We start from the raw sequence: 18,623 nt of genomic DNA on the forward strand, positions 1-18,623 counted from the left end.
GGGCCGACCGCCGACCGGCACCGCGCCTCCGGTCGGTCCGTCCGCGCGTCGCTGACCGACGGCCGACCGGCGGGCCCGTCGCGTCGTGGGCGGGTGGCGGTCTTGATAGGCTCGGGGTCGCTCTGCGGGGCGGCGCCGTCCGCGGTGCGTCCCGTGCACCCCAGCCAGGACCCCGAGGTACGCATGCAGACAGACGGACAGCCCCTGCCGGGCGTCTCGTACGTGATGCCCGTCCTCAACGAGGTCACCGAGGTCCGTGCCGCCGTCCAGAGCCTGCTCGACCAGGACTACACCGGTCCGTTCGAGGTGATCCTCGCGCTCGGTCCGTCGATCGACGGCACGAACGAGCTGGTGGCCGAGATGAGCGCCGCCGATCCCCGCATCCGTGCGATCGACAACCCCGTCGGCTCGACGCCCGCGGGTCTCAACGTGGCGATCCGAGCGTCCGTGCACCCCGTCGTCGTACGGGTCGACGCGCACTCCGTGCTGCCGACGGACTACACGCGCGTGGCGGTCCGGGTCCTGCAGGAGTCGGGTGCCGACAACGTCGGCGGCATCATGCACGCCGAGGGCCGGACCCCGTTCGAGCGGGCCGTCGCGCTCGCGTACGGCAGCCGCGTCGGCCTCGGCGGCACCCCGCACCACGTCGGCGGACGAGCCGGTCCGGCCGAGACCGCGTACCTCGGGGTGTTCCGCCGTGACCGACTCTTCGACGTCGGGCTGTTCGACGAGGGCATCAAGCGCGGTCAGGACTGGGAGCTCAACCGGCGGCTGCGGCAGACCGGCGGCACCGTCTGGTTCACGCCCGAGCTCGTCGTGACGTACCGCCCCCGACCGAGCCTGAAGCGGCTCGTCCGGCAGTTCGTCGCCACCGGACTGTGGCGTGGTGAGCTCGCGCGCCGGTTCCCCGCGAACAACGGCCTCCGCTACTTCGTGCCGCCCGCGATGGTCGCCGCGATGGCGCTGGGCGTCGTCGCGGGCATCGTCGGGATCATCGGTGCCGCGCTCGGTTCCGGTGCGGCGTGGGCGTTGCTCGGCTTCGTGGTGCCCGCCGTCTACATCGTCTTCGTCGTCCTGGGGGCCGTCGCGGTCGCCCGGCGTTCGGGGCTGCCGACACTCCTCTGGCTGCTCGTGGTGCTGCCCTGCATCCACGTCGGCTGGGGAGTCGGTTTCATCATCGGCTTCCTGACCCGGACGTCCGAGCTGACCACGCACACGGGACGGTGACCTGCTCTCTTGACGGATGACACGACCGGTCGGGGCGACGCCCGCCCGACCTCGATCGCCGAACTCCGCGCGGTCGCCCAACCCGACGAGGTCCGTTCGCGGGCGAACGCCGAGCACTGGACCGCATCGCTGTACCTGCGCGACGTGTCGCCCTACCTGACCTGGCTGCTGCTGAAGACGCGCGTGACCGCGAACCAGGTCACCGGGTTGATGATCCTGGTCGGGTGGAGCGTCGCCGCGGCGCTGCTGATCCCGGGGATCTGGGGCGCGTTGCTCGCGCTCGTGCTCGGACAGCTGCAGATGCTGGTCGACTGCTGCGACGGCGAGGTCGCCCGCTGGCGCGGCACCCGCTCGCCGGCCGGGGTGTTCCTCGACAAGGTGGGGCACTACACCACCGAGGGGCTCATCCCGATCGCGCTCGGCGTGCGAGCGGCCACGTGGCCGATCCACGGCGCCGACTGGATGTGGACGACGATCGGCTGTGCGCTGGGGCTCGTGATCGTGCTGAACAAGGCGCTCAACGACATGGTCCACGTCGCCCGCGCCAACGCGGGCCTCGACAAGCTGGTCGACCGGCGAGACGCCGGCACGGTGCCGTCGGGTCGTCGTCTCGCGACGCTGCGCCGAGCCGCGCGCTTCCTGCCGTTCCACCGTCTGTACCACTCGGTCGAGCTGACCATCCTGGCGTTCGTCTTCGCGCTGCTGGCGATGGTCCTCGGTCACCCGCTCGCCGACCGGATCCTGGTCGGGGCGCTGCTGCCGCTCGCCGTGCTGGCGACCCTCGGCCACTTCGTCGCGATCATCTCGTCGAAGCGGGTGCGCGGGTGAGCGCCACCACGGTCCGACGCCACGCCGTACCGCACCGCGACCGTCCCCGCGTGGCCGTCGTGAGCCTGTCACAGGGGACCCGCCCCGAGGACCTGCGCCGCGGGCTCGACAGCGTGCTCGCCCAGCAGGACGTGGAGCTCGACGTCGTGTGCGTCGGCAACGGCTGGGAACCGACCGGTCTGCCGGAGGGGGTGCGCGCGCTCGCCCTGCCGGAGAACGTCGGCATCCCCGCTGGTCGGAACGCGGGTGCGGAGACCGTCGACGGGGACTACGTGTTCTTCCTCGACGACGACGCCTGGATCCCCTCGCCGACCTTCCTGCGCGATGCGATCGCGCTGTTCGAGCGGGATCCGTCGCTCGGACTGCTGCAGCCCCGCGTGGTCGACCCGACGGGCGTGGCCAACCCGACTCGCTGGATCCCGCGCATCCGGAAGGGCGAGGCCGACCAGTCGTCCCCGGTGTTCTCCGTCTGGGAGGGCGCGGTCGTCCTGCCGATGGACGTCTACCGTGCGACCGGCGGCTGGGGCGCAGAGTACTTCTACGCCCACGAGGGCATCGAGCTCGCCTGGCGGGTGTGGGACGCGGGGCGACGCACCTGGTACGCGGGCGACCTCGTCGCGAACCACCCGGCGATCGACCCGGCACGCCACCGTGAGTACTACCGTCTGAACGCGCGCAACCGCGTGTGGCTCGCCCGCCGCAACCTGCCGGCAGCGCTCCGTCCGGTGTACGTCGGGTCGTGGGCGGCGATCCAGGTCGCCCGGTGGTGGCGGCACCCGCGGCGCCTCGCCACGTGGTTCGGCGGCGTCCGCGAGGGCTGGACGACCGACTGCGGCCCCGCCCGCGTCATGGGCTGGCTCACCATCGGCCGGATGACGCTCGCGGGCCGTCCGCCCGTCGTCTGACACCGCCACCACCGACCGCCCGCCGACACCGGAAGAGGGACCATGTCGATCATCAGTGACGCACGCAGCGCCGTCCGGCTCGCCGAGCGTCTGATCCGCTCGCGCCGGAGCCGACGTGACCTGGCGCGCCGCCTGCCGTCCGCTCCGGTCCCCGCACCGGGGACGATCGAGATCGCGGTGTACTTCGCCGACGGTCCGGTGAACATGTACCAGGTGCGGCAGTGGTACGCCCCGCTCGCCGAGCTCGCCGCGATGCACCCCGTCGCGATCGTCTCGCGGAGCCCGGGCACCATGCTCACGCTGCTCGAGGAGTCCCCGGTGCCCGCGGTCTACGCTCGCCAGGTCGTCGACCTCGAGCGGTTCGTCGACGAGCAGGCGCCCAAGGTCGTCCTGTACGTGAACCAGAACGCCCGGAACTTCCAGATGATGCGGTACGGGCGCATGTGGCACGTCTTCGTCAACCACGGCGAGAGCGACAAGATGTACATGACGACGAACCAGTTCAAGGCGTACGACTACGCCCTGATCGCCGGTGACGCCGCTCGTGACCGTCTCGCCGACGCGCTGTGGGACTACGACCTCGACGCCCGCGCGATCGCCATCGGCCGCCCCCAGGCAGACCACTTCGCCGGTGCGGTGCCGTACCCGTCGGACGACCGCACCGTGGTGCTCTACGCACCGACGTGGGAGGGGGACCGTCCGGCCGCCGCGTACGGGTCGATCGCGAGCCACGGAACGACGATCGCCGACCAGGTGCTCGCGTCGCGGCGGCACCGGCTCGTGTACCGGCCGCACCCGCGCAGTGGCGTGCTGGACGCCGCGTACAAGGCCGCCCACGAGCGGATCGTCGCGGCGATCGCCCGGGCCAACGCTGCTGACCCGTCCGCCCACCACGTGTACGACGACGGGCCGGAGCTCGGTTGGCAGCTCGCCGCCGCAGACGTCGCGATCACGGACATCAGCGCGATGATCTACGACCGGCTGGCGGTCGGCAAGCCGCTCATCGTGACGCGCCCGGTCGCGCCCGAGGCGGACGTCGACGAGCGCGGGTACCTCGGCGACGCGAACTGGCTGCGGGCGGCGGACGCCGCGGCGGTCGTGGCGCGCGTGGACGCCGCGGCGCACGACGCCGACGAACTGGCGAAGCTGCGTCACTGGGTGCAGCGCTACTTCGGCGACACGACGCCCGGCGCTGCCACGGCGCGGTTCCACGACGCCGTCGAACGGCTGCTGCGACGCTGGGACGAGGTCGCCGCCGAGCGCAGCCACCGCGCCTGACCGGCGGGGAGCACGCCGTGACGGCGGCCCGGCCACCGTCGCGGGGTCAGGCAGCACGTCCGGCCCCGACGAGCGACATCCGCCAGAGGTACTCGGAGCGGTCGGGGCGACGCCAGCGCACGACGACGACACCCGTCTCCTCGGGGTCGGCGCCGAACACCGCGATCGACAGCCCACGGCCGGGCTCGAGTCGGCGGACGGCGAGCGGTGGGCAGTAGCCGTTGCCGAGGTGGGTCAGGGTGAGGCCGTCGACGGGCTCGTCGCCGGTGTTCACCAGCTCGTAGCGGCGCGGAGCGAGGGAACGGTCGATCGTGAACGGGACTGCGTAGGCCGGTGTCGGGTGGTGCATGCGGCCACGGTAGGGGGAGGGTCCGACGGCCGGCCCCGTGGTTCGGCTGTCGACCCCGAGGGCTGTGGAGGCGGCGGTGGGCGGACCGGTTGTGGAGGAGCGGGCAGTGCCTCAGACGCCGTAGTCGGCCGAGTACCGGGCGAGGGCGTCCTCGATGGTGCCGTCGAGCTGCAGCCGGCCCTTGTCGAGGTAGAGGCCCCGGTCGCAGAACCGGCGGAGGTCCTTGTCGCTGTGCGAGACGAAGAAGAGCGTCCGGCCGCCCGCGAGCAGTTCCTCGATGCGCTTGTAGCACTTCTCGCGGAACGCCTTGTCGCCGACCGCGAGCACCTCGTCCACCAGGATCACCGGTTCGTCGAGACGGGAGATGACGGCGAAGGCGATGCGCACCTTCATCCCGCTCGACAGGTGCTTGTAGGGGGTGTCGACGAAGTCGCCGATCTCGGCGAAGGCGATGATCTCGTCGAAGGCGTCACGGATCTCGGACCGGGACATGCCGTGCAGGCCCGCGGTGAGGTAGACGTTGTCCCGCACCGACAGGTCGCCGACGAACCCGCCGGTGATCTCGATGAGCGGTGCGACGCCGGCGCCCACGTGCACGCGACCCTCGTCGGGCAGCATCACCTGGGCGACGAGCTTGAGGAGCGTCGACTTCCCCTGGCCGTTGCGCCCGACGACGCCGATCGCCTCGCCGGGGCGGACCTCGAAGGACACGTTGCGGAGCGCCCAGAACTCGTCCGCGCGCTTCCGACGGTTGCTCCCGGCGAAGAGGTCCTTGAAGCTGCGGCTCGCGCGTCGGTTCCGCTTGAACCGGATGCCGGCGTCGCGCACGGAGATGACGGGTGCGACGGTGGCGGCCCGGCTGGTCTGTTCGGTGGCGGTCATCAGAGCTCCTTGAGGACCCGGTGCTCGCTGCGCCGGAACACGACGTGCCCCACCACGACGACGACCGCGGTGACGACGACCGACACGGAGACCTCGAACCAGTCGAGTTGGGACGGGAAGAACGCGGACCGGTAGATGCCGAAGATCCCGCTCAGCGGGTTGAACGCAGCGAGGTCGTGCAGCTTGTCGGGCAGCGCCTGGGTGCCGTAGATGATCGGCGACGCGTAGAAGAGGAAGCGGAGCACGAGCTTGACCGCGCGTTCGAGGTCGCGGAAGAACACCACCAGGGGCGCGACGATCAGACCGAGCCCGTAGACCAGTCCGCACTGCAGCAGGATGGCCAGCGGGTACAGCGCGAGCTCCCAGTGGACCCGTGCTCCGGTGGCGATCGCGAAGACGGCGAGCACGGGCAGGCTGAGGAGGAACTCGATGCCCTTGGACGCGTTCACCCGAGCGACCCAGATGCTCCGCGGGATCGTCGTCGACCGGATGAGCTTGGTCTCCTTGATGAAGGCCCGGGTCGAGTCCGAGACGGCTCCGGTGAACCACATCCACGGCAGCAGCGCCGACAGCAGGAACACGATGTACGGCTCTTCGCCGACGGAACCGCGGTGGAACACCTGCGTGAAGACGAACCAGTAGATCCCCGACATCACCAGCGGGTCGAGGATCGACCAGAAGTAGCCCAGCGCCGACGTCGAGTAGCGGACGCGGAGGTCGCGGACGGTCAGCAGCCAGAGGGCAGAACGATAGCGCCGACCGGCGCTCCGGCTCGCCGCCGGTGCGGTGGCCGAGGGCACGGTCGGCGCGCTCGCTGTGGTCACGGTTTCCCTCCGGGCGGAACCGCCGAGGGGGTCCTGGCGGTTCAGGCGAACAGGTTGTTCGCGCGCTCGAGGTCCTCGGCGAAGTCGATCTCGACCGCGTACAGGTCGGAGATGTCGACCGGCGACCAGCGTAGCCCGTCCTCGGCGATGGCCGCCTCGATGCCGCCCTCGAAGTACTCCTGGTCGTCGACGCGACCGAGCTGACGGATGAGCGCCTGCTTGTCCTGTGCAGCGACGTAGTTGATGCCGACGGCCTCACCGAGGCCACCGACGACCTGCTTCGACAGCTTCTGGATGAAGCCCTCGGCGTCGACCGTGTACTTGACCTCTTCGTCGGAGACCTTCTCGGTGTTGACGCTGACGAACGAGCGGTCCTCGTCGATCATGTCGGCGGCGCGGACGAGTGCACGCGGGTCGAAGACGACGTCTCCGTTCATCCAGAGGACGCCGGACTTGCCGGTGGCCTTGAGCGCACGGAGGAGGCTCTTCGAGGTGTTCGTGGAGTCGTAGGACTCGTTGTAGACGAAGTTCGCCTCGGGGAAGGCCTCGACGATGTACTCCGACTTGTAGCCGACGACGATGGTCACCCGTGCGCTGGACCCGAAGGCCGCGCGGATGTTGTCGAACTGCTGCTGCATGATGGTGCGGCCGTCGCTGAGTTCGGTCAGCGGCTTCGGCAGGCTGCGCCCGAGGCGGCTGCCCATCCCCGCTGCGAGGATCACGATCTGCGTGGTCATGCTGGTCCCTTCCGGTGTCCGCCCGAGCGCCGTTGGGCACAGGCGGGCCTCGTCGAGTCTGCTCGCGGAAGGTCCGAGTTCCCCGTGAACGCGCCGTCCCTGAGGTCGTTCGCAGGGCGAGGGGCGCCACGGGAGCACCGGCCGCAGCAGGTTTCCAAGTGGTGAACACTCCGTCGTGTCCTGGTGAATGATACGGAACCACCCCGCGTCGGGGTACGGACCGGGCCGCTTCGTGCTCATTTCGTGACCCTGTGAGCGGCCGTTCCCCGGCGACCACGGAGCGTTGGTACGGTGGGGCCGTGGCAGCCGGAGCAGACGACGAGGACGTGTACGCCACGTCCGACGCAGCGTGGCTGACCGAGGACGACGCCACCGCGGCGCGGGAAGCCGCTGATGACGACATGGGGGACGGGGATGTGCTGGACGCCTCCGCTGAGGACACGATGACCGACGACACGACGGTCGTCGACGACACCGACACGGCCGCGACGGACACCGTCTCGGGTGACGGGCCCACGGCCGACGACGGCGTGGCCGACGCTGCTGCCACGGGCGCGGCGACACGGTCCGCCGCCGCTGCCGACGAGGTCTCCGACGGTGACACCGACCGGGCACGACCGGGGGACACGGCGTCGGTCGTCGCCCCGCCGTCGTCCGGTCGCCGCCCGGGCAAGGGTCGCGGGGGCAAGGGACGTGCCACGCGCCCGGCGCAGGCGGCGGGATCGACCGGCACCGTGCCTCCAGACCGGGACGCCGCGACCGACCAAGGCGACGTGACCGCGAACGACGCCGTGGCCGACGACGGCGCGACCGCCCTTGCGGGCGGTGCGTCGACGACCGAACCGGCCCCGGCCGCCGGCGCCAAGGGGAAGAAGCGCCAGGCGTCCGCGAAGCGGCCGGCGACCCTTCCGAAGGAGCCGAAGCAGCCCGTCGTGCTGCGGGCCAGCGGCCTCGTCAAGCGGTACGGCCAGACGCTCGCCGTCGACGAGGTCGACCTCGAGATCCGTCAGGGTTCGATCTTCGGCGTCGTCGGTCCGAACGGCGCTGGCAAGACCACCACCCTGTCGATGGTCACCGGCCTGCTCCGACCCGACGCCGGCAGCGTGACCGTGCTCGACCACGACGTCTGGGCGGACCCGACGGCCGCCAAGCGCGACCTCGGAGTGCTGCCGGACCGGCTCCGGCTGTTCGACCGGCTCACCGGCGCGCAGCTGCTCTACTACTCGGCGACGCTCCGCGGACTCGACGGGGCGACGGCGCGCAAGCGCAGCGCCGACCTCGCCGAGGCGTTCGGGCTCGGGGAGGCGCTCGGGCGCCAGGTCGCGGACTACTCCGTCGGCATGGCGAAGAAGATCGCCCTCGCGGCGACGCTGATCCACTCGCCGCGGGTGCTCGTGCTCGACGAGCCGTTCGAGTCGGTCGACCCGGTGAGCTCGGCCACCATCACGGAGATCCTCCGGCGGTACACGCGCGGCGGCGGGACCGTGGTGCTCTCCAGCCACTCCATGGAGCTCGTGCAGCGCACGTGTGACTCCGTCGCCATCATCGTCGGCGGCCGGGTCCTGGCCTCCGGCACGATGGCGCAGGTCCGTGGGCGCAAGAGCCTCGAGGACAAGTTCGTCGAACTCGCCGGCGGTCGCGTCGTCGCAGAGAGCATGGAATGGTTGCACAGCTTCTCCGGCTGAGGGCCGACCTGCTCGCCGGGGAAGTCCGCGGCAGTGCCCGCAGGTCCGTCCTCGTCGTGCTCGGCAGCCTCGCCGGTCTGGTGGCCGCCGTGTTCGTCGCGGTCCAGGTCGTCGCGCTGCGCGACGCCTCGGCCGAGGCAGCCCGGTCGGTGGTCGTCCCCGTCGGCACGCTCATCGCCTTCGCGTTCACCGTCGTCCCGCTCGTCGTCGGTCGGGGCGACCAGCTCGATCCCCGCCGCTTCACCGTGTTCGGCATCGGACGGCGGGACCTCGCCGTCGGCCTCGGCGTCGCCGGTCTGCTCGGCGTGCCGGTGGTCGCGGTCGCGGTCGTCGCCGTGGCGCAGTCCGTCACGTGGATGCGTGGTGCCGGCGTCGGTGTGCTCGGCGTCGTGGGTGCCGTCCTCGCGATCGCGACGTGCGCGCTGCTCGTCCGGGTCGGGAGCGCCGTCGGCTCGTCCGTGATCGGGGCGCACCGCTCGCGCGACGCCGGGTGGCTCGTCGCACTCGTCATCGTCGTGCTCGGCATCCCCAGCGCCTCGCTGCTGCTCCGCGCCGACTGGCTCGCCCCGACGTCGACCGAGATGCAGCGCATCGCCGACGTCGCCGGGTGGACGCCCTGGGGCGCCGCCTGGGCCGCACCCGCCGACGTCGCCACCGGGCACGTCGGCGAAGGGCTCGTGAAGCTCCTCGTGGCACTCGTCGTCGTGGCACTCCTCGGGTGGGCCTGGTGGGCGCTCGTGGGCCGGGCGCTCGAGACCGTCGACGGACGCGCGCGGACCCGCCGCTACCGCGGGCTCGGCTGGTTCGACCGCCTCGGCTCCACCCCGGTCGCCGCCGTCGCCGCCCGTGCGCTCACCTACTGGGGACGCGACCCGCGGTACCGCGCCTCGTACCTGATCATCGTGTTCGTGCCGGTCGTCGTGATCCCGCTCGGGGTCGCCGGGGTCCCGTGGCACTGGACGGCGCTCGTGCCGCTGCCGCTCATGGCGCTCATCGCCGGGTTCCTTCCGCACAACGACGTGTCCTACGACAACACCGCGGTGTGGCTGCACGTCGCCTCCGGTGCCCCCGGGTGGAGCGACCGCCTCGGCCGGCTCGTCCCCGTCCTGACCGTGGGCCTCCCCGCGATCGTCGCCGGCGCCTGGGCCTCAGCCTGGCTGTTCGGCGACTGGACCGCGTTCCCGGTGCTGATCGGCGTGAGCGCGAGTGCGCTCCTCGCCGGCCTCGGACTGTCGAGCGTCGTGTCCGTCCTGCTGCCGTACCCGACCGTCCGTCCGGGCGACCACCCGTTCCAGCAGCCGCAGGCCGCCGGCGCGGTGGCGTCCGTGGCGCAGTCGACCATGGTCATCGGCATCGTCGTGTGCTCGGTGCCGGCCGCGTGGCTCGCCGTGCTCGCCCTCGTCGACGGGCCGGCCCCGTGGGCGGTCCTGACCCTCGTGGTCGGCGTCGGCGTGGGCCTCGTGGTGCTCGCGGCCGGGGTGGCCGTCGGGGGGCGGCTCTTCGACAAGCACGGGCCGGACCTGTTGGCGGCGGCGCAGCGCAACTGAGGCGGGCTGCGGGCCGGCTGGCCCACTGACGCCCGGACTGCGGTCCGGCCGCCGAGCTGGCGTCCCGGTGTGCTGCGCGGCCGGCGTGCTGACCGGTCGGTGTGCTGGCCGGTCGGTGTGCTGGCCGGTCGGTGTGCTGGCCGGTCGGCTTGCTGACCTCCGGGAGGCGCGGGGCGACTCCGTCGTGCTGGTGCGGCCCGTCGGTGCGCGCGAGTGCGTTGTGGATGGGTGCGCCCCGGGGGGTGGCCGCGGGGTGCTCCGCTGCTCCGGAGCTCCTGTCCGAGTGGGCGGTTCGTCGTGGTCGTCGGCGAGCGGGCGAAAGCTCGTGGTGCCCGCGGTCGTGACCAGCGTTGTTCGCCCGTTCGCCGCCCGGCGCTCTGGCCGTCGTCCTGTCCGGCGCGAGCGGGCGGACCCGTAGGGTGCTCGCCGGTGGCACGGGGGAGTTCCGCCCGTTCGGCTTCGCTGGGGTCGGCGAGCGGGCCCGACGCTCGAGCGGGCGGAAGCGCGGGGTGTCTGCGCGTGGGACGGGGTTGTTCCGCCCGTTCAGCCTCGGTGCGGTCAGCCGAGTGGGTTCCGGCGCGTGAGCGGGCGGAAGCGCGTGGTGTCTGCTGTCAGGACGGCGTTCTTCCGTCCGCTCGACGGTGCGGGCTGGGACCGCACGCGAGCTGCGGGGAGGTCTGGATGCTGAGCGGGCGAAAGTGGCCGGTGGTTGCGCGCGGGACGCGGGTGTTCCGCCCGCTCGCGGACGAGGGAGGCCGGGCGGGCGGGCGTCCGCCGCGCGAGCGGGCGGATGCTCGTGGTCGGCGTCGGCGCTACCCGGGTCTTCCGCCCGCTCGCCGAAAGCGCGCGGCACCCGGCACCCGCGGCCGGCATCCGCGGCACGCGCCCGCGACCCGACAGCGCCCGCCCGCTCGCCGACAGCGCACGCCCACCCGCGCACGCGCTCCCGCGGCGTCGTACCCTGGGACCATGAGCACGATGGAACCCGGCGGCGGCGGCCTCGACGTGATGGACCGTGAACTCGAGAAGCTCCTCGAAGAGGAAGCGATCGAGCCCGGCGACCACGAGCGGTTCTCGCACTACGTCAAGAAGGACAAGATCCTGCAGTCGGCCCTCAGCGGCAAGCCCGTGAAGGCCCTCTGCGGCAAGAAGTGGATCCCGGGCCGCGACCCGGAGAAGTTCCCGGTCTGCCCGGACTGCAAGGCGATCTACGAGAAGATGAAGGCCGAGTAGCAAGCAAGCGAGCAGGCCCCGAGCGGGAGGCGCCCCGCCTCAGATGACGAGCGTCGGGATCGCCGGGTCCCCGCGCCCGATCCGCGCCGCGTCCGCCGGCAGCTCCGCCTTCGCCAGTTTGTGGTGGGCGCGCGCGGCCTCGACCCCGTGCGGCCCGAGGAAGGCCGGGTCGACCTCACCCTGGCTGACCACGGGGACGAGCAGCGGGCGCTCGTCGGGCCCGACCTGCCCGGAGGTCAGCACGACCTCGGCGGTCGCGATCCCGTTCCGCAGGCGGCGGCCGGCTTCCTTGCGGCCTCCGGTCGACGCCTTGTCGGCGGACTTCTTCGCGACCGGGACCCAGCCGTCGCCGGCGGGGTCCTCGTGGGCGACGAGCTTGAACACCATGCCGGCCGCCGGGTGTCCGGAGCCGGAGACGACCGAGGTCCCGACGCCGTAGGAGTCCACCGGGGCGGCCCGGAGCGCGGCGATCGTGTACTCGTCGAGGTCGTTCGTGACGGTGATCTTCGTGCCGGTGGCGCCGAGCCGGTCGAGCTGTGCCCGGACCGAGGCGACGACGGACGGCAGGTCGCCGCTGTCGATCCGGACGGCCCCGAGCTTGCCGTCGGTCAGGCGTACAGCGGTGTCGACGGCGGTCTCGATGTCGTAGGTGTCGACCAGCAGCGTGGTGCCGTTGCCGAGCGCGTCGAGCTGGGAGCGGAACGCCGCCTCCTCGGAGTCGTGCAGCAGCGTGAACGCGTGGGCCGCGGTGCCCATCGTCGGGATGCCCCAGGTGCGTCCGGCCTCGAGGTTGCTCGTCGCGCCGAACCCGGCGATGTACGCCGCCCGGGCTGCGGCGACGGCGTTCCACTCGCCGGTGCGGCGGGAGCCCATCTCGGCGAGCGGACGCTTGTCGGCTGCGGACACCATGCGTGCCGCGGCGGAGGCGATCGCGGAGTCGGCGTTGAAGATGCTCAGCGCGAGCGTCTCGAGCACGACCGCCTCGGCGAAGGTGCCCTCGATCTGCAGGACGGGGGAGTTCGGGAAGAAGACCTCGCCCTCGCGGTAGGCGCGGACGTCGCCGGTGAAGCGGTAGTCGGCGAGCCACGACGCGGTCCCCGCGTCGATGACGCCGCGGTCGCGGAGGAACCCGACCTCCTCGTCGCCGAACCGGAAGTCGGTGAGGGCGGTGAGGAACCGCCCGAGACCGGCGGCGACGCCGTACCGTCGCCCGTCCGGCAGCCGGCGGGCGAAGACCTCGAAGACGCAGCGTCGGTCGGCCGTGCCGTCCTTCAGGGCCGCGTCGACCATCGTGAGTTCGTACTGGTCGGTCAGGAGCGCGCTGGTCACCTCCCCGACACTACCCAGGTGCCACCCGGGAGGCGCGGATCGCCCCGGGCGGTCGGCCCGCGCCACCCCGGTGGCCGGTCCCGTCGTCGTCGGACGGCGTCGGTACGCTGGTCACCGTGACGGATGCACCGATCGGAGTCTTCGACAGCGGGGTCGGCGGGCTCACGGTGGCCCGCGCGATCATCGACCAGCTGCCGCGCGAGAGCATCCGGTACGTCGGCGACACCGTGCACTCGCCGTACGGTCCGAAGCCCATCGCCGACGTCCGCCGCTACGCGCTCGAGGTGATGGACGACCTCGTCGAGCAGGGCGTGAAGGCGCTGGTGATCGCGTGCAACACGGCCTCGTCGGCGGTCCTCCGCGACGCCCGCGAACGGTACGAGCAGGCGTACGGCATCCCCGTGGTCGAGGTCATCCAGCCCGCGGCCCGTGCGGCCGTGAAGCAGACACGGACCGGGCGCATCGGGGTCATCGGCACCGTCGGCACCATCGCGTCGCGGTCCTACGAGGACGCCTTCGCCGTCGCGTCCGACGTCACGCTGACGCTCGCGGCCTGCCCGCGCTTCGTGGAGTTCGTCGAGGCCGGGGACACCTCGTCCGCGGCACTGCGCGAGGTCGCCGAGGGCTACCTCGCCCCGGTCCGCGCTGCCGACGTCGACACGCTCGTGCTCGGCTGCACCCACTACCCCCTCATGTCCGCGGCCGTCCAGTACGTGATGGGGCCGGACGTCACGCTGGTCTCCAGTGCCGAGGAGACGGCCAACGACGTGTACCGGCGGCTCGTCGAGCACGGCCTCGAACGCACCGCCCACGAGCCGCCGACGTACTCGTTCGAGGCGACCGGCGACGACAAGAACGGCTTCATCCGACTCGCCCGACGCTTCCTCGGCCCCGAGGTCTCCAGCGTCGGTCACCTCCAGACCGGGGCCATCACGCTGCCCCGCACCGAAAGGACCCCATGAGCGACACGCTCCGCGCCGACGGCCGCACCGCGACCGACCACCGTCCCGTCACGATCGAGCGGGGGTGGAGCACGCAGGCCGAGGGCAGCGCGCTCATCTCGTTCGGCAGCACCCGGGTGCTGTGCACCGCGAGCTTCACGAACGGGGTGCCCCGCTGGCTCGCCGGCAAGGGCACCGGGTGGGTCACCGCCGAGTACTCGATGCTGCCCCGCTCCACGAACGAGCGCATGCAGCGCGAGTCGATCAAGGGCAAGGTCGGCGGCCGCACGCACGAGATCTCGCGCCTCATCGGCCGGTCGCTCCGCGCGGTCATCGACATGAAGAGCCTCGGCGAGAACACCCTCGTCATCGACTGCGACGTGCTGCAGGCGGACGGCGGCACCCGGACGGCGTCGATCACCGGCGCGTACGTCGCCATGGTCGACGCGATCGAGTGGGGGCGCGACAAGGGGTTCATCGCCAAGAAGGCGACGCCGCTCACCGACAGCGTGCAGGCCATCTCGGTCGGCATCGTCAAGGGCGAGCCGATGCTCGACCTGGCGTACACCGAGGACTCGGCGGCCGACACCGACATGAACATCGTCACGACCGGCTCCGGGAAGTTCATCGAGGTGCAGGGCACCGCCGAGCACGCGCCGTTCGACCGCGACGAGCTGGACACCCTGCTCGACCTCGGCCTGGCCGGCAACCGGTCGCTCGCAGCCCTCCAGAAGACCGCCCTGGGGATCGCGTGACCGAGCGCACGGTCGTCCTCGCGACGCACAACCAGGGCAAGGTCGTCGAGCTCCGCGACATCCTCGGCGAGGCCCTCGGCGGCGTCGAGCTCGTCGGCTACGACGGCCCGGAGCCCGTGGAGGACGGCGACACCTACGCCGCGAACGCCCTCATCAAGGCGCGGGCTGCGGTCGCGCACACCGGACTGCCGGCGCTCGCCGACGACTCCGGCATCGCGGTCGACGCGCTCGGCGGCGCTCCCGGCATCCACTCGGCGCGGTACGCGGGCACGCGGGTCGACGCGGACAACATCGCGCTGCTGCTGCGGAACCTCGAGGGCGTCGTCGAGCGGACCGCGGCCTTCGTGTGCGCTGCGGCGTTCGTGACCCCTGGCGGCACCGAGCACGTGTTCGAGGCGGTCTGGAACGGCGAGGTCACGACGGAGCCGATCGGCGACGGCGGCCACGGGTACGACCCGGTGTTCCGCCCGGACGACGCGGACCGCACCTCGGCGGAGCTGACCCGTGACGAGAAGAACGCGTTGAGCCACCGCTCGAAGGCGTTCCGCGGGATCGCGCCGATCGTGCGCGAGTACTTCGAGGCGTAGTCGCCCGGAGGGGGCGGGCCGCGCGGACTACTCCGTGGCGGCCTGCTCCTGCTCGTCGTGCTTGGCCTTGCGCGCGTTCCGGATGTACGTGATCGCCATCGGCACGACGGTCACCACGACCGCGGCCAGCAGGATGATGTCGATGTACTCGCGGACGATGTGCGCGACGAACGGGATGTGCCCGATGAAGTACCCGAGGAACGTGACCCCGACGCCCCACACGGCCGCGCCGATCGCGTTGTAGAGCGAGTACTTCTTGTAGTTCATCCGGCCGACGCCCGCCGCGATCGGCAGGAACGTGCGGACCACCGGCACGAAGCGGGCGAGGATCACCGCGAGCGGGCCGAAGCGGTGGAAGAAGGCGTTCGTGCGGTCCACGTTGGCCTTGGAGAACAGGCCGCTCTCCTTGCGCTCGAAGATCGGCGGTCCGGCCTTCTTGCCGATGTAGTAGCCCAGCTCGCCGCCGAGGAACGCCGATGCGGCGATCATCAACGCGGCCACCCACACCGGGATCCCGCCGATCTCGCCGCCGCGGTCGAACGCGAACAGGCCGGTGATCACCAGCAGGCTGTCGCCGGGGAAGATGAAGCCGATCAGCAGACCGGTCTCGGCGAAGATGATCGCGCACACGACGAGCACGGCGACGGCCCCGAAGTGGTCGAGGATGTACTGCGGATCCAGCCAGGGGATCAGGGCGAGTGCGACGGAGTGCATGGTTCTTCCGGTCGTGGAGGCGGGGTCACGGGGAGGACTCCCGCGAGACGAGGGTACCGTCCGGGGCCCGCCGTCCCATCCGTCCGGCGATGGAGTTCTCTGATGCTGCGGCTTGCCGCCGCGACAGGTGCGGAAGGAGGGACTCGAACCCTCACGCCTGGGGCACAGGAACCTAAATCCTGCGTGTCTACCGATTCCACCACTCCCGCGAGCAGCGGCAGTCTACCGAGCGTGGGCCGCGGGACGGCCGCGATCCGCGCCTCCCGGCCGACCAGGGCCGACCGTCCCGACGACCGTCAGCGGAGTCGTCGGGGGAGGTACCGCGGGACGTAGCGGAGCAGGATGCCCGCCCCCACCAGGCCGAGCACGCCCATCACGCCGCTCGCCACCGCGATGGACGCGACCGCCGTGACCCCGGAGATCACGAGCGGCGCAGCCGCCTGGCCGAAGTCGCCGGTGAAGCGCCACGCGCCGAGGAACGGCGCGGGGGCGCCGCGTGGGGCGAGGTCGGCGCCGAGGGTCATCAGGATGCCGGAGCCGACACCGTTCGCCAGGGACATCCCGATGGCGATGCCGACGAACCAGCCGACGCGCGCGTCGAGGTGACCGGACCACGCGAGCAGGAAGTAGCTGACGCTGAGGCCGAGCATGCAGGGGAGTGCGCTCGCGAGCCGCCCCCAGCGGTCCATGATCTGCCCGCTCGTGTAGAAGAGCGCGAAGTCGACGGCGCCGGCGATGCCGATCACGAGTGCCGCCGTCGCGTCGTCGAGGCCGACGCTGACGGCCCAGAGCGGCAGGATGACCTGTCGGCCGGCCCGGAGCGCACCGATCAGGCCGGCGCCGCTGCCGAGGCGCAGCAGGACGGCGCGGTTCGCACGGATGGTGCGGAAGAGGCCGTGGGCCTCCTGTTGGACGAACTGCGCACCGGTGTCGGTCGGCGGCTCGACCGTGCGGCGGACGTCCGCCGCGTCGCGGCCGTCCGGTCGGGAGGCGCGGCTCGGCCTCCGGAAGCCGCGTGCGCCCGTCGCGGGGTCGCGCAGGACGAGCAGGACCACGGCCGCTGCGAGACAGCAGGCGATGTGGATCCAGAAGGCGCTCTGCGTCGTCCCGGTCAGGTGGACGACGCCGGCGGCGATGAACGGGCCGACGAAGTAGCCGAAGCGGAACACGCCGCCGAGGCTCGACAGGGCGCGCGCCCGGACGGCCAGGGGGATCGCGGTGGTCATGTAGGCGTGTCGGGCGAGGGCGAACACGGCGGTGGAGACACCGACCAGGAAGACGCCGAGCGCCAGCACCCAGGCGTTCGGGGCAACGGTGCAGACGAGCAGGCCGACGACGGACACCACGGCCGCGCCGATCATCGCGTTGCGCTCACCGATCCGGGCGACGACGACGCCGGAGGGGACGTCGCCGATGAGCTCCCCGACCAGGATGAGGGCGGCGACGAACCCGGCGAACGCCAGGCCCGCACCGAGCGAGGACGCCGCGATCGGGATGATCGGGATGATCGCCCCCTCGCCGATCGCGAACAGGGCGGCCGGCAGGAACCCGGACAGCAGGACCGATCGGAGGTCGAAGGCGGGGTTCTCGGAGGTCATCGCTCGGGCAACGGTACGCCTCGTGCCGACGCGTGATGCGCTTACCCTGGGAGCATGCGAGTTCTTGCAGCGATGAGCGGCGGTGTCGACTCGGCGGTGGCCGCCGCACGGGCCGTCGACGCCGGACACGACGTGGTCGGCGTGCACCTCGCCCTGAGCCGGATGCCGGGCACGCTCCGCACGGGCAGCCGCGGGTGCTGCACGATCGAGGACTCGATGGACGCCCAGCGCGCCGCGTCGGCCCTCGGCATCCCGTACTACGTCTGGGACTTCTCGGCCCGGTTCAAGGAGGACGTCGTCGACGACTTCGTCGCCGAGTACCAGGCCGGCCGGACGCCGAACCCCTGCATGCGGTGCAACGAGCGCATCAAGTTCGCAGCGCTCCTCGAGAAGGCGCTCGCCCTCGGCTTCGACGCCGTCTGCACCGGCCACTACGCCTCGATCGTGACCGGGCCGGACGGCTCCCGCGAGCTGCACCGGTCGGCGGCCTGGGCGAAGGACCAGTCCTACGTGCTCGGGGTGCTGACCGCCGAGCAGCTGCAGCACGCGATGTTCCCGCTCGGTGCCATGCCCTCGAAGGACGAGGTCCGGGCCGAGGCCGCCGAGCGCGGGTTGACCGTGGCGCAGAAGCCGGACTCGTACGACATCTGCTTCATCCCGGACGGCGACACCCGCGGGTGGCTCGCCGACCGGGTGGGCACCGCGCCGGGCGAGGTCGTCGAGCGCGACGGCACCGTCGTCGGCGAACACCAGGGCGCGACCGGGTTCACCGTCGGGCAGCGCCGGGGGCTCGCACTCGGTCGTCCGGCCCCGGACGGCAAGCCGCGCTTCGTGCTCGAGATCCGCCCGAAGGAGAACACCGTCGTGGTCGGCCCGAAGGAGGCGCTCGACGTGACCTCGATGTCGGGCGACCGCTTCACGTGGGCCGGCACGGCGCCGGCCGACCCGTCGGTGCCGTTCCGGTGCGACGTGCAGATCCGTGCGCACGCGGACCCGGTGCCGGCGACGGCCCGGGTCGCCGAGGGGGCGCTGGTGATCGACGTCGACGAGCCGCTCTCCGGCGTCGCGCCGGGGCAGACCGCGGTCGTCTACGTCGGCACGCGGGTGCTCGGCCAGTGCACGATCGACGCCACGGTGTCGGCGGTGCCGGCGAGCGCCTGACCGCGCCGCTCCCGGGGCGTGGCTCCGCTGCGACCCGCGTCGG

18 protein-coding genes and 1 tRNA gene are annotated in these 18,623 nt (G+C 72.1%); 11 read left to right on the forward strand and 8 right to left on the reverse strand.

The annotated features are described in order from the left end of the window. Window positions 1-183 precede the first annotated feature (183 nt). Genes AAEP86_RS08680 through AAEP86_RS08695 form a run of 4 tightly spaced genes read left to right on the forward strand, consistent with a single transcriptional unit; the run spans window position 184 to window position 4,238 of the window. A complete protein-coding gene (locus tag AAEP86_RS08680) occupies window positions 184-1,227 on the forward strand; it encodes a glycosyltransferase family 2 protein (RefSeq protein WP_420370141.1) in 1,044 nt (347 codons plus the stop codon). A gap of 9 nt (window positions 1,228-1,236) precedes the next feature. Next, the gene (locus AAEP86_RS08685; protein ID WP_420370142.1) at window positions 1,237-2,055 is read left to right on the forward strand and encodes a CDP-alcohol phosphatidyltransferase family protein; all 819 of its coding nucleotides are present in this window, start codon (window positions 1,237-1,239) and stop codon (window positions 2,053-2,055) included. A gap of 50 nt (window positions 2,056-2,105) precedes the next feature. After that, window positions 2,106-2,960 (forward strand): glycosyltransferase family 2 protein, encoded by an 855-nt coding sequence (locus AAEP86_RS08690; RefSeq protein WP_420370143.1) that lies wholly within the window; start codon window positions 2,106-2,108, stop codon window positions 2,958-2,960. A gap of 42 nt (window positions 2,961-3,002) precedes the next feature. Further along, entirely contained in the window at window positions 3,003-4,238 is a 1,236-nt protein-coding gene (locus AAEP86_RS08695) for a CDP-glycerol glycerophosphotransferase family protein (RefSeq protein WP_420370144.1), read from the forward strand. Between the two features lie 46 nt (window positions 4,239-4,284). Here AAEP86_RS08695 and AAEP86_RS08700 read toward each other — a convergent pair whose 3' ends face one another. The 4 genes from AAEP86_RS08700 to AAEP86_RS08715 all read right to left on the reverse strand — a co-directional run bounded on the left by AAEP86_RS08700 (window position 4,285) and on the right by AAEP86_RS08715 (window position 7,030). Then, on the reverse strand, window positions 4,285-4,587 hold the full coding sequence (locus AAEP86_RS08700) for a hypothetical protein (protein ID WP_420370145.1): 303 nt from the start codon (window positions 4,585-4,587) through the stop codon (window positions 4,285-4,287). 111 nt (window positions 4,588-4,698) lie between these two features. Next, window positions 4,699-5,469, reverse strand: coding sequence for an ABC transporter ATP-binding protein (locus AAEP86_RS08705; protein ID WP_420370146.1), 771 nt, complete (start codon window positions 5,467-5,469; stop codon window positions 4,699-4,701). After that, on the reverse strand, window positions 5,469-6,293 hold the full coding sequence (locus AAEP86_RS08710; RefSeq protein ID WP_420370147.1) for an ABC transporter permease: 825 nt from the start codon (window positions 6,291-6,293) through the stop codon (window positions 5,469-5,471). The genes AAEP86_RS08705 and AAEP86_RS08710 overlap by 1 nt, the downstream gene beginning before the upstream one ends. A gap of 41 nt (window positions 6,294-6,334) precedes the next feature. Next, window positions 6,335-7,030 (reverse strand): NTP transferase domain-containing protein, encoded by a 696-nt coding sequence (locus tag AAEP86_RS08715; protein ID WP_420370148.1) that lies wholly within the window; start codon window positions 7,028-7,030, stop codon window positions 6,335-6,337. 299 nt (window positions 7,031-7,329) lie between these two features. Between AAEP86_RS08715 and AAEP86_RS08720 the strand changes: the two genes are divergently transcribed. The 3 genes from AAEP86_RS08720 to AAEP86_RS08730 all read left to right on the forward strand — a co-directional run bounded on the left by AAEP86_RS08720 (window position 7,330) and on the right by AAEP86_RS08730 (window position 11,495). Then, window positions 7,330-8,715, forward strand: a complete 1,386-nt coding sequence (locus tag AAEP86_RS08720) for an ABC transporter ATP-binding protein (protein ID WP_420370149.1) — start codon at window positions 7,330-7,332, stop codon at window positions 8,713-8,715. Next, window positions 8,691-10,262: an ABC transporter permease gene (locus AAEP86_RS08725; protein WP_420370150.1), complete on the forward strand. Its 1,572-nt coding sequence runs from the start codon at window positions 8,691-8,693 to the stop codon at window positions 10,260-10,262. Before AAEP86_RS08720 ends, AAEP86_RS08725 begins: the two co-directional genes overlap by 25 nt. A 969-nt stretch (window positions 10,263-11,231) precedes the next feature. Beyond that, a complete protein-coding gene (locus tag AAEP86_RS08730) occupies window positions 11,232-11,495 on the forward strand; it encodes a DUF3039 domain-containing protein (RefSeq protein WP_071290874.1) in 264 nt (87 codons plus the stop codon). 39 nt (window positions 11,496-11,534) lie between these two features. Here the strand turns inward: AAEP86_RS08730 and AAEP86_RS08735 are convergent, their stop codons facing one another. Beyond that, window positions 11,535-12,824 carry a nicotinate phosphoribosyltransferase gene (locus AAEP86_RS08735; RefSeq protein WP_420370151.1) on the reverse strand — a complete coding sequence of 430 codons (1,290 nt, stop codon included), beginning with the start codon at window positions 12,822-12,824 and terminating at the stop codon, window positions 11,535-11,537. Window positions 12,825-12,940: 116 nt separating this feature from the next. Here AAEP86_RS08735 and murI point away from each other — a divergent pair, with 116 nt between their 5' ends. Genes murI through rdgB form a run of 3 tightly spaced genes read left to right on the forward strand, consistent with a single transcriptional unit; the run spans window position 12,941 to window position 15,107 of the window. Next, the gene (gene murI, locus AAEP86_RS08740) at window positions 12,941-13,786 is read left to right on the forward strand and encodes a glutamate racemase (RefSeq protein WP_420370152.1); all 846 of its coding nucleotides are present in this window, start codon (window positions 12,941-12,943) and stop codon (window positions 13,784-13,786) included. Then, complete coding sequence (gene rph, locus AAEP86_RS08745) at window positions 13,783-14,520, forward strand: ribonuclease PH (RefSeq protein ID WP_420370153.1); 738 nt, start codon at window positions 13,783-13,785, stop codon at window positions 14,518-14,520. The genes murI and rph overlap by 4 nt, the downstream gene beginning before the upstream one ends. Continuing rightward, entirely contained in the window at window positions 14,517-15,107 is a 591-nt protein-coding gene (rdgB, locus tag AAEP86_RS08750) for an RdgB/HAM1 family non-canonical purine NTP pyrophosphatase (protein WP_420370154.1), read from the forward strand. The genes rph and rdgB overlap by 4 nt, the downstream gene beginning before the upstream one ends. 27 nt (window positions 15,108-15,134) lie before the next feature. On the opposite strand, the gene AAEP86_RS08755 is transcribed toward rdgB, so the two are convergent. The 3 genes from AAEP86_RS08755 to AAEP86_RS08765 form a co-directional block, all read right to left on the reverse strand. Beyond that, window positions 15,135-15,821 carry a DedA family protein gene (locus tag AAEP86_RS08755; RefSeq protein ID WP_420370155.1) on the reverse strand — a complete coding sequence of 229 codons (687 nt, stop codon included), beginning with the start codon at window positions 15,819-15,821 and terminating at the stop codon, window positions 15,135-15,137. Window positions 15,822-15,949: 128 nt separating this feature from the next. Further along, window positions 15,950-16,030 (reverse strand) — tRNA-Leu (locus AAEP86_RS08760). Window positions 16,031-16,117: 87 nt separating this feature from the next. After that, a complete protein-coding gene (locus AAEP86_RS08765; protein WP_420370156.1) occupies window positions 16,118-17,419 on the reverse strand; it encodes an MFS transporter in 1,302 nt (433 codons plus the stop codon). A 54-nt stretch (window positions 17,420-17,473) separates the two neighbouring features. On the opposite strand from AAEP86_RS08765, the gene mnmA reads away from it, so the two are divergent. Beyond that, window positions 17,474-18,580: a tRNA 2-thiouridine(34) synthase MnmA gene (gene mnmA, locus AAEP86_RS08770; RefSeq protein ID WP_420370157.1), complete on the forward strand. Its 1,107-nt coding sequence runs from the start codon at window positions 17,474-17,476 to the stop codon at window positions 18,578-18,580. Window positions 18,581-18,623: the final 43 nt, after the last annotated feature.

The sequence above is a fragment of the Curtobacterium sp. L1-20 genome (genome assembly GCF_048755855.1).
Taxonomy (GTDB): Bacteria; Actinomycetota; Actinomycetes; order Actinomycetales; family Microbacteriaceae; genus Curtobacterium.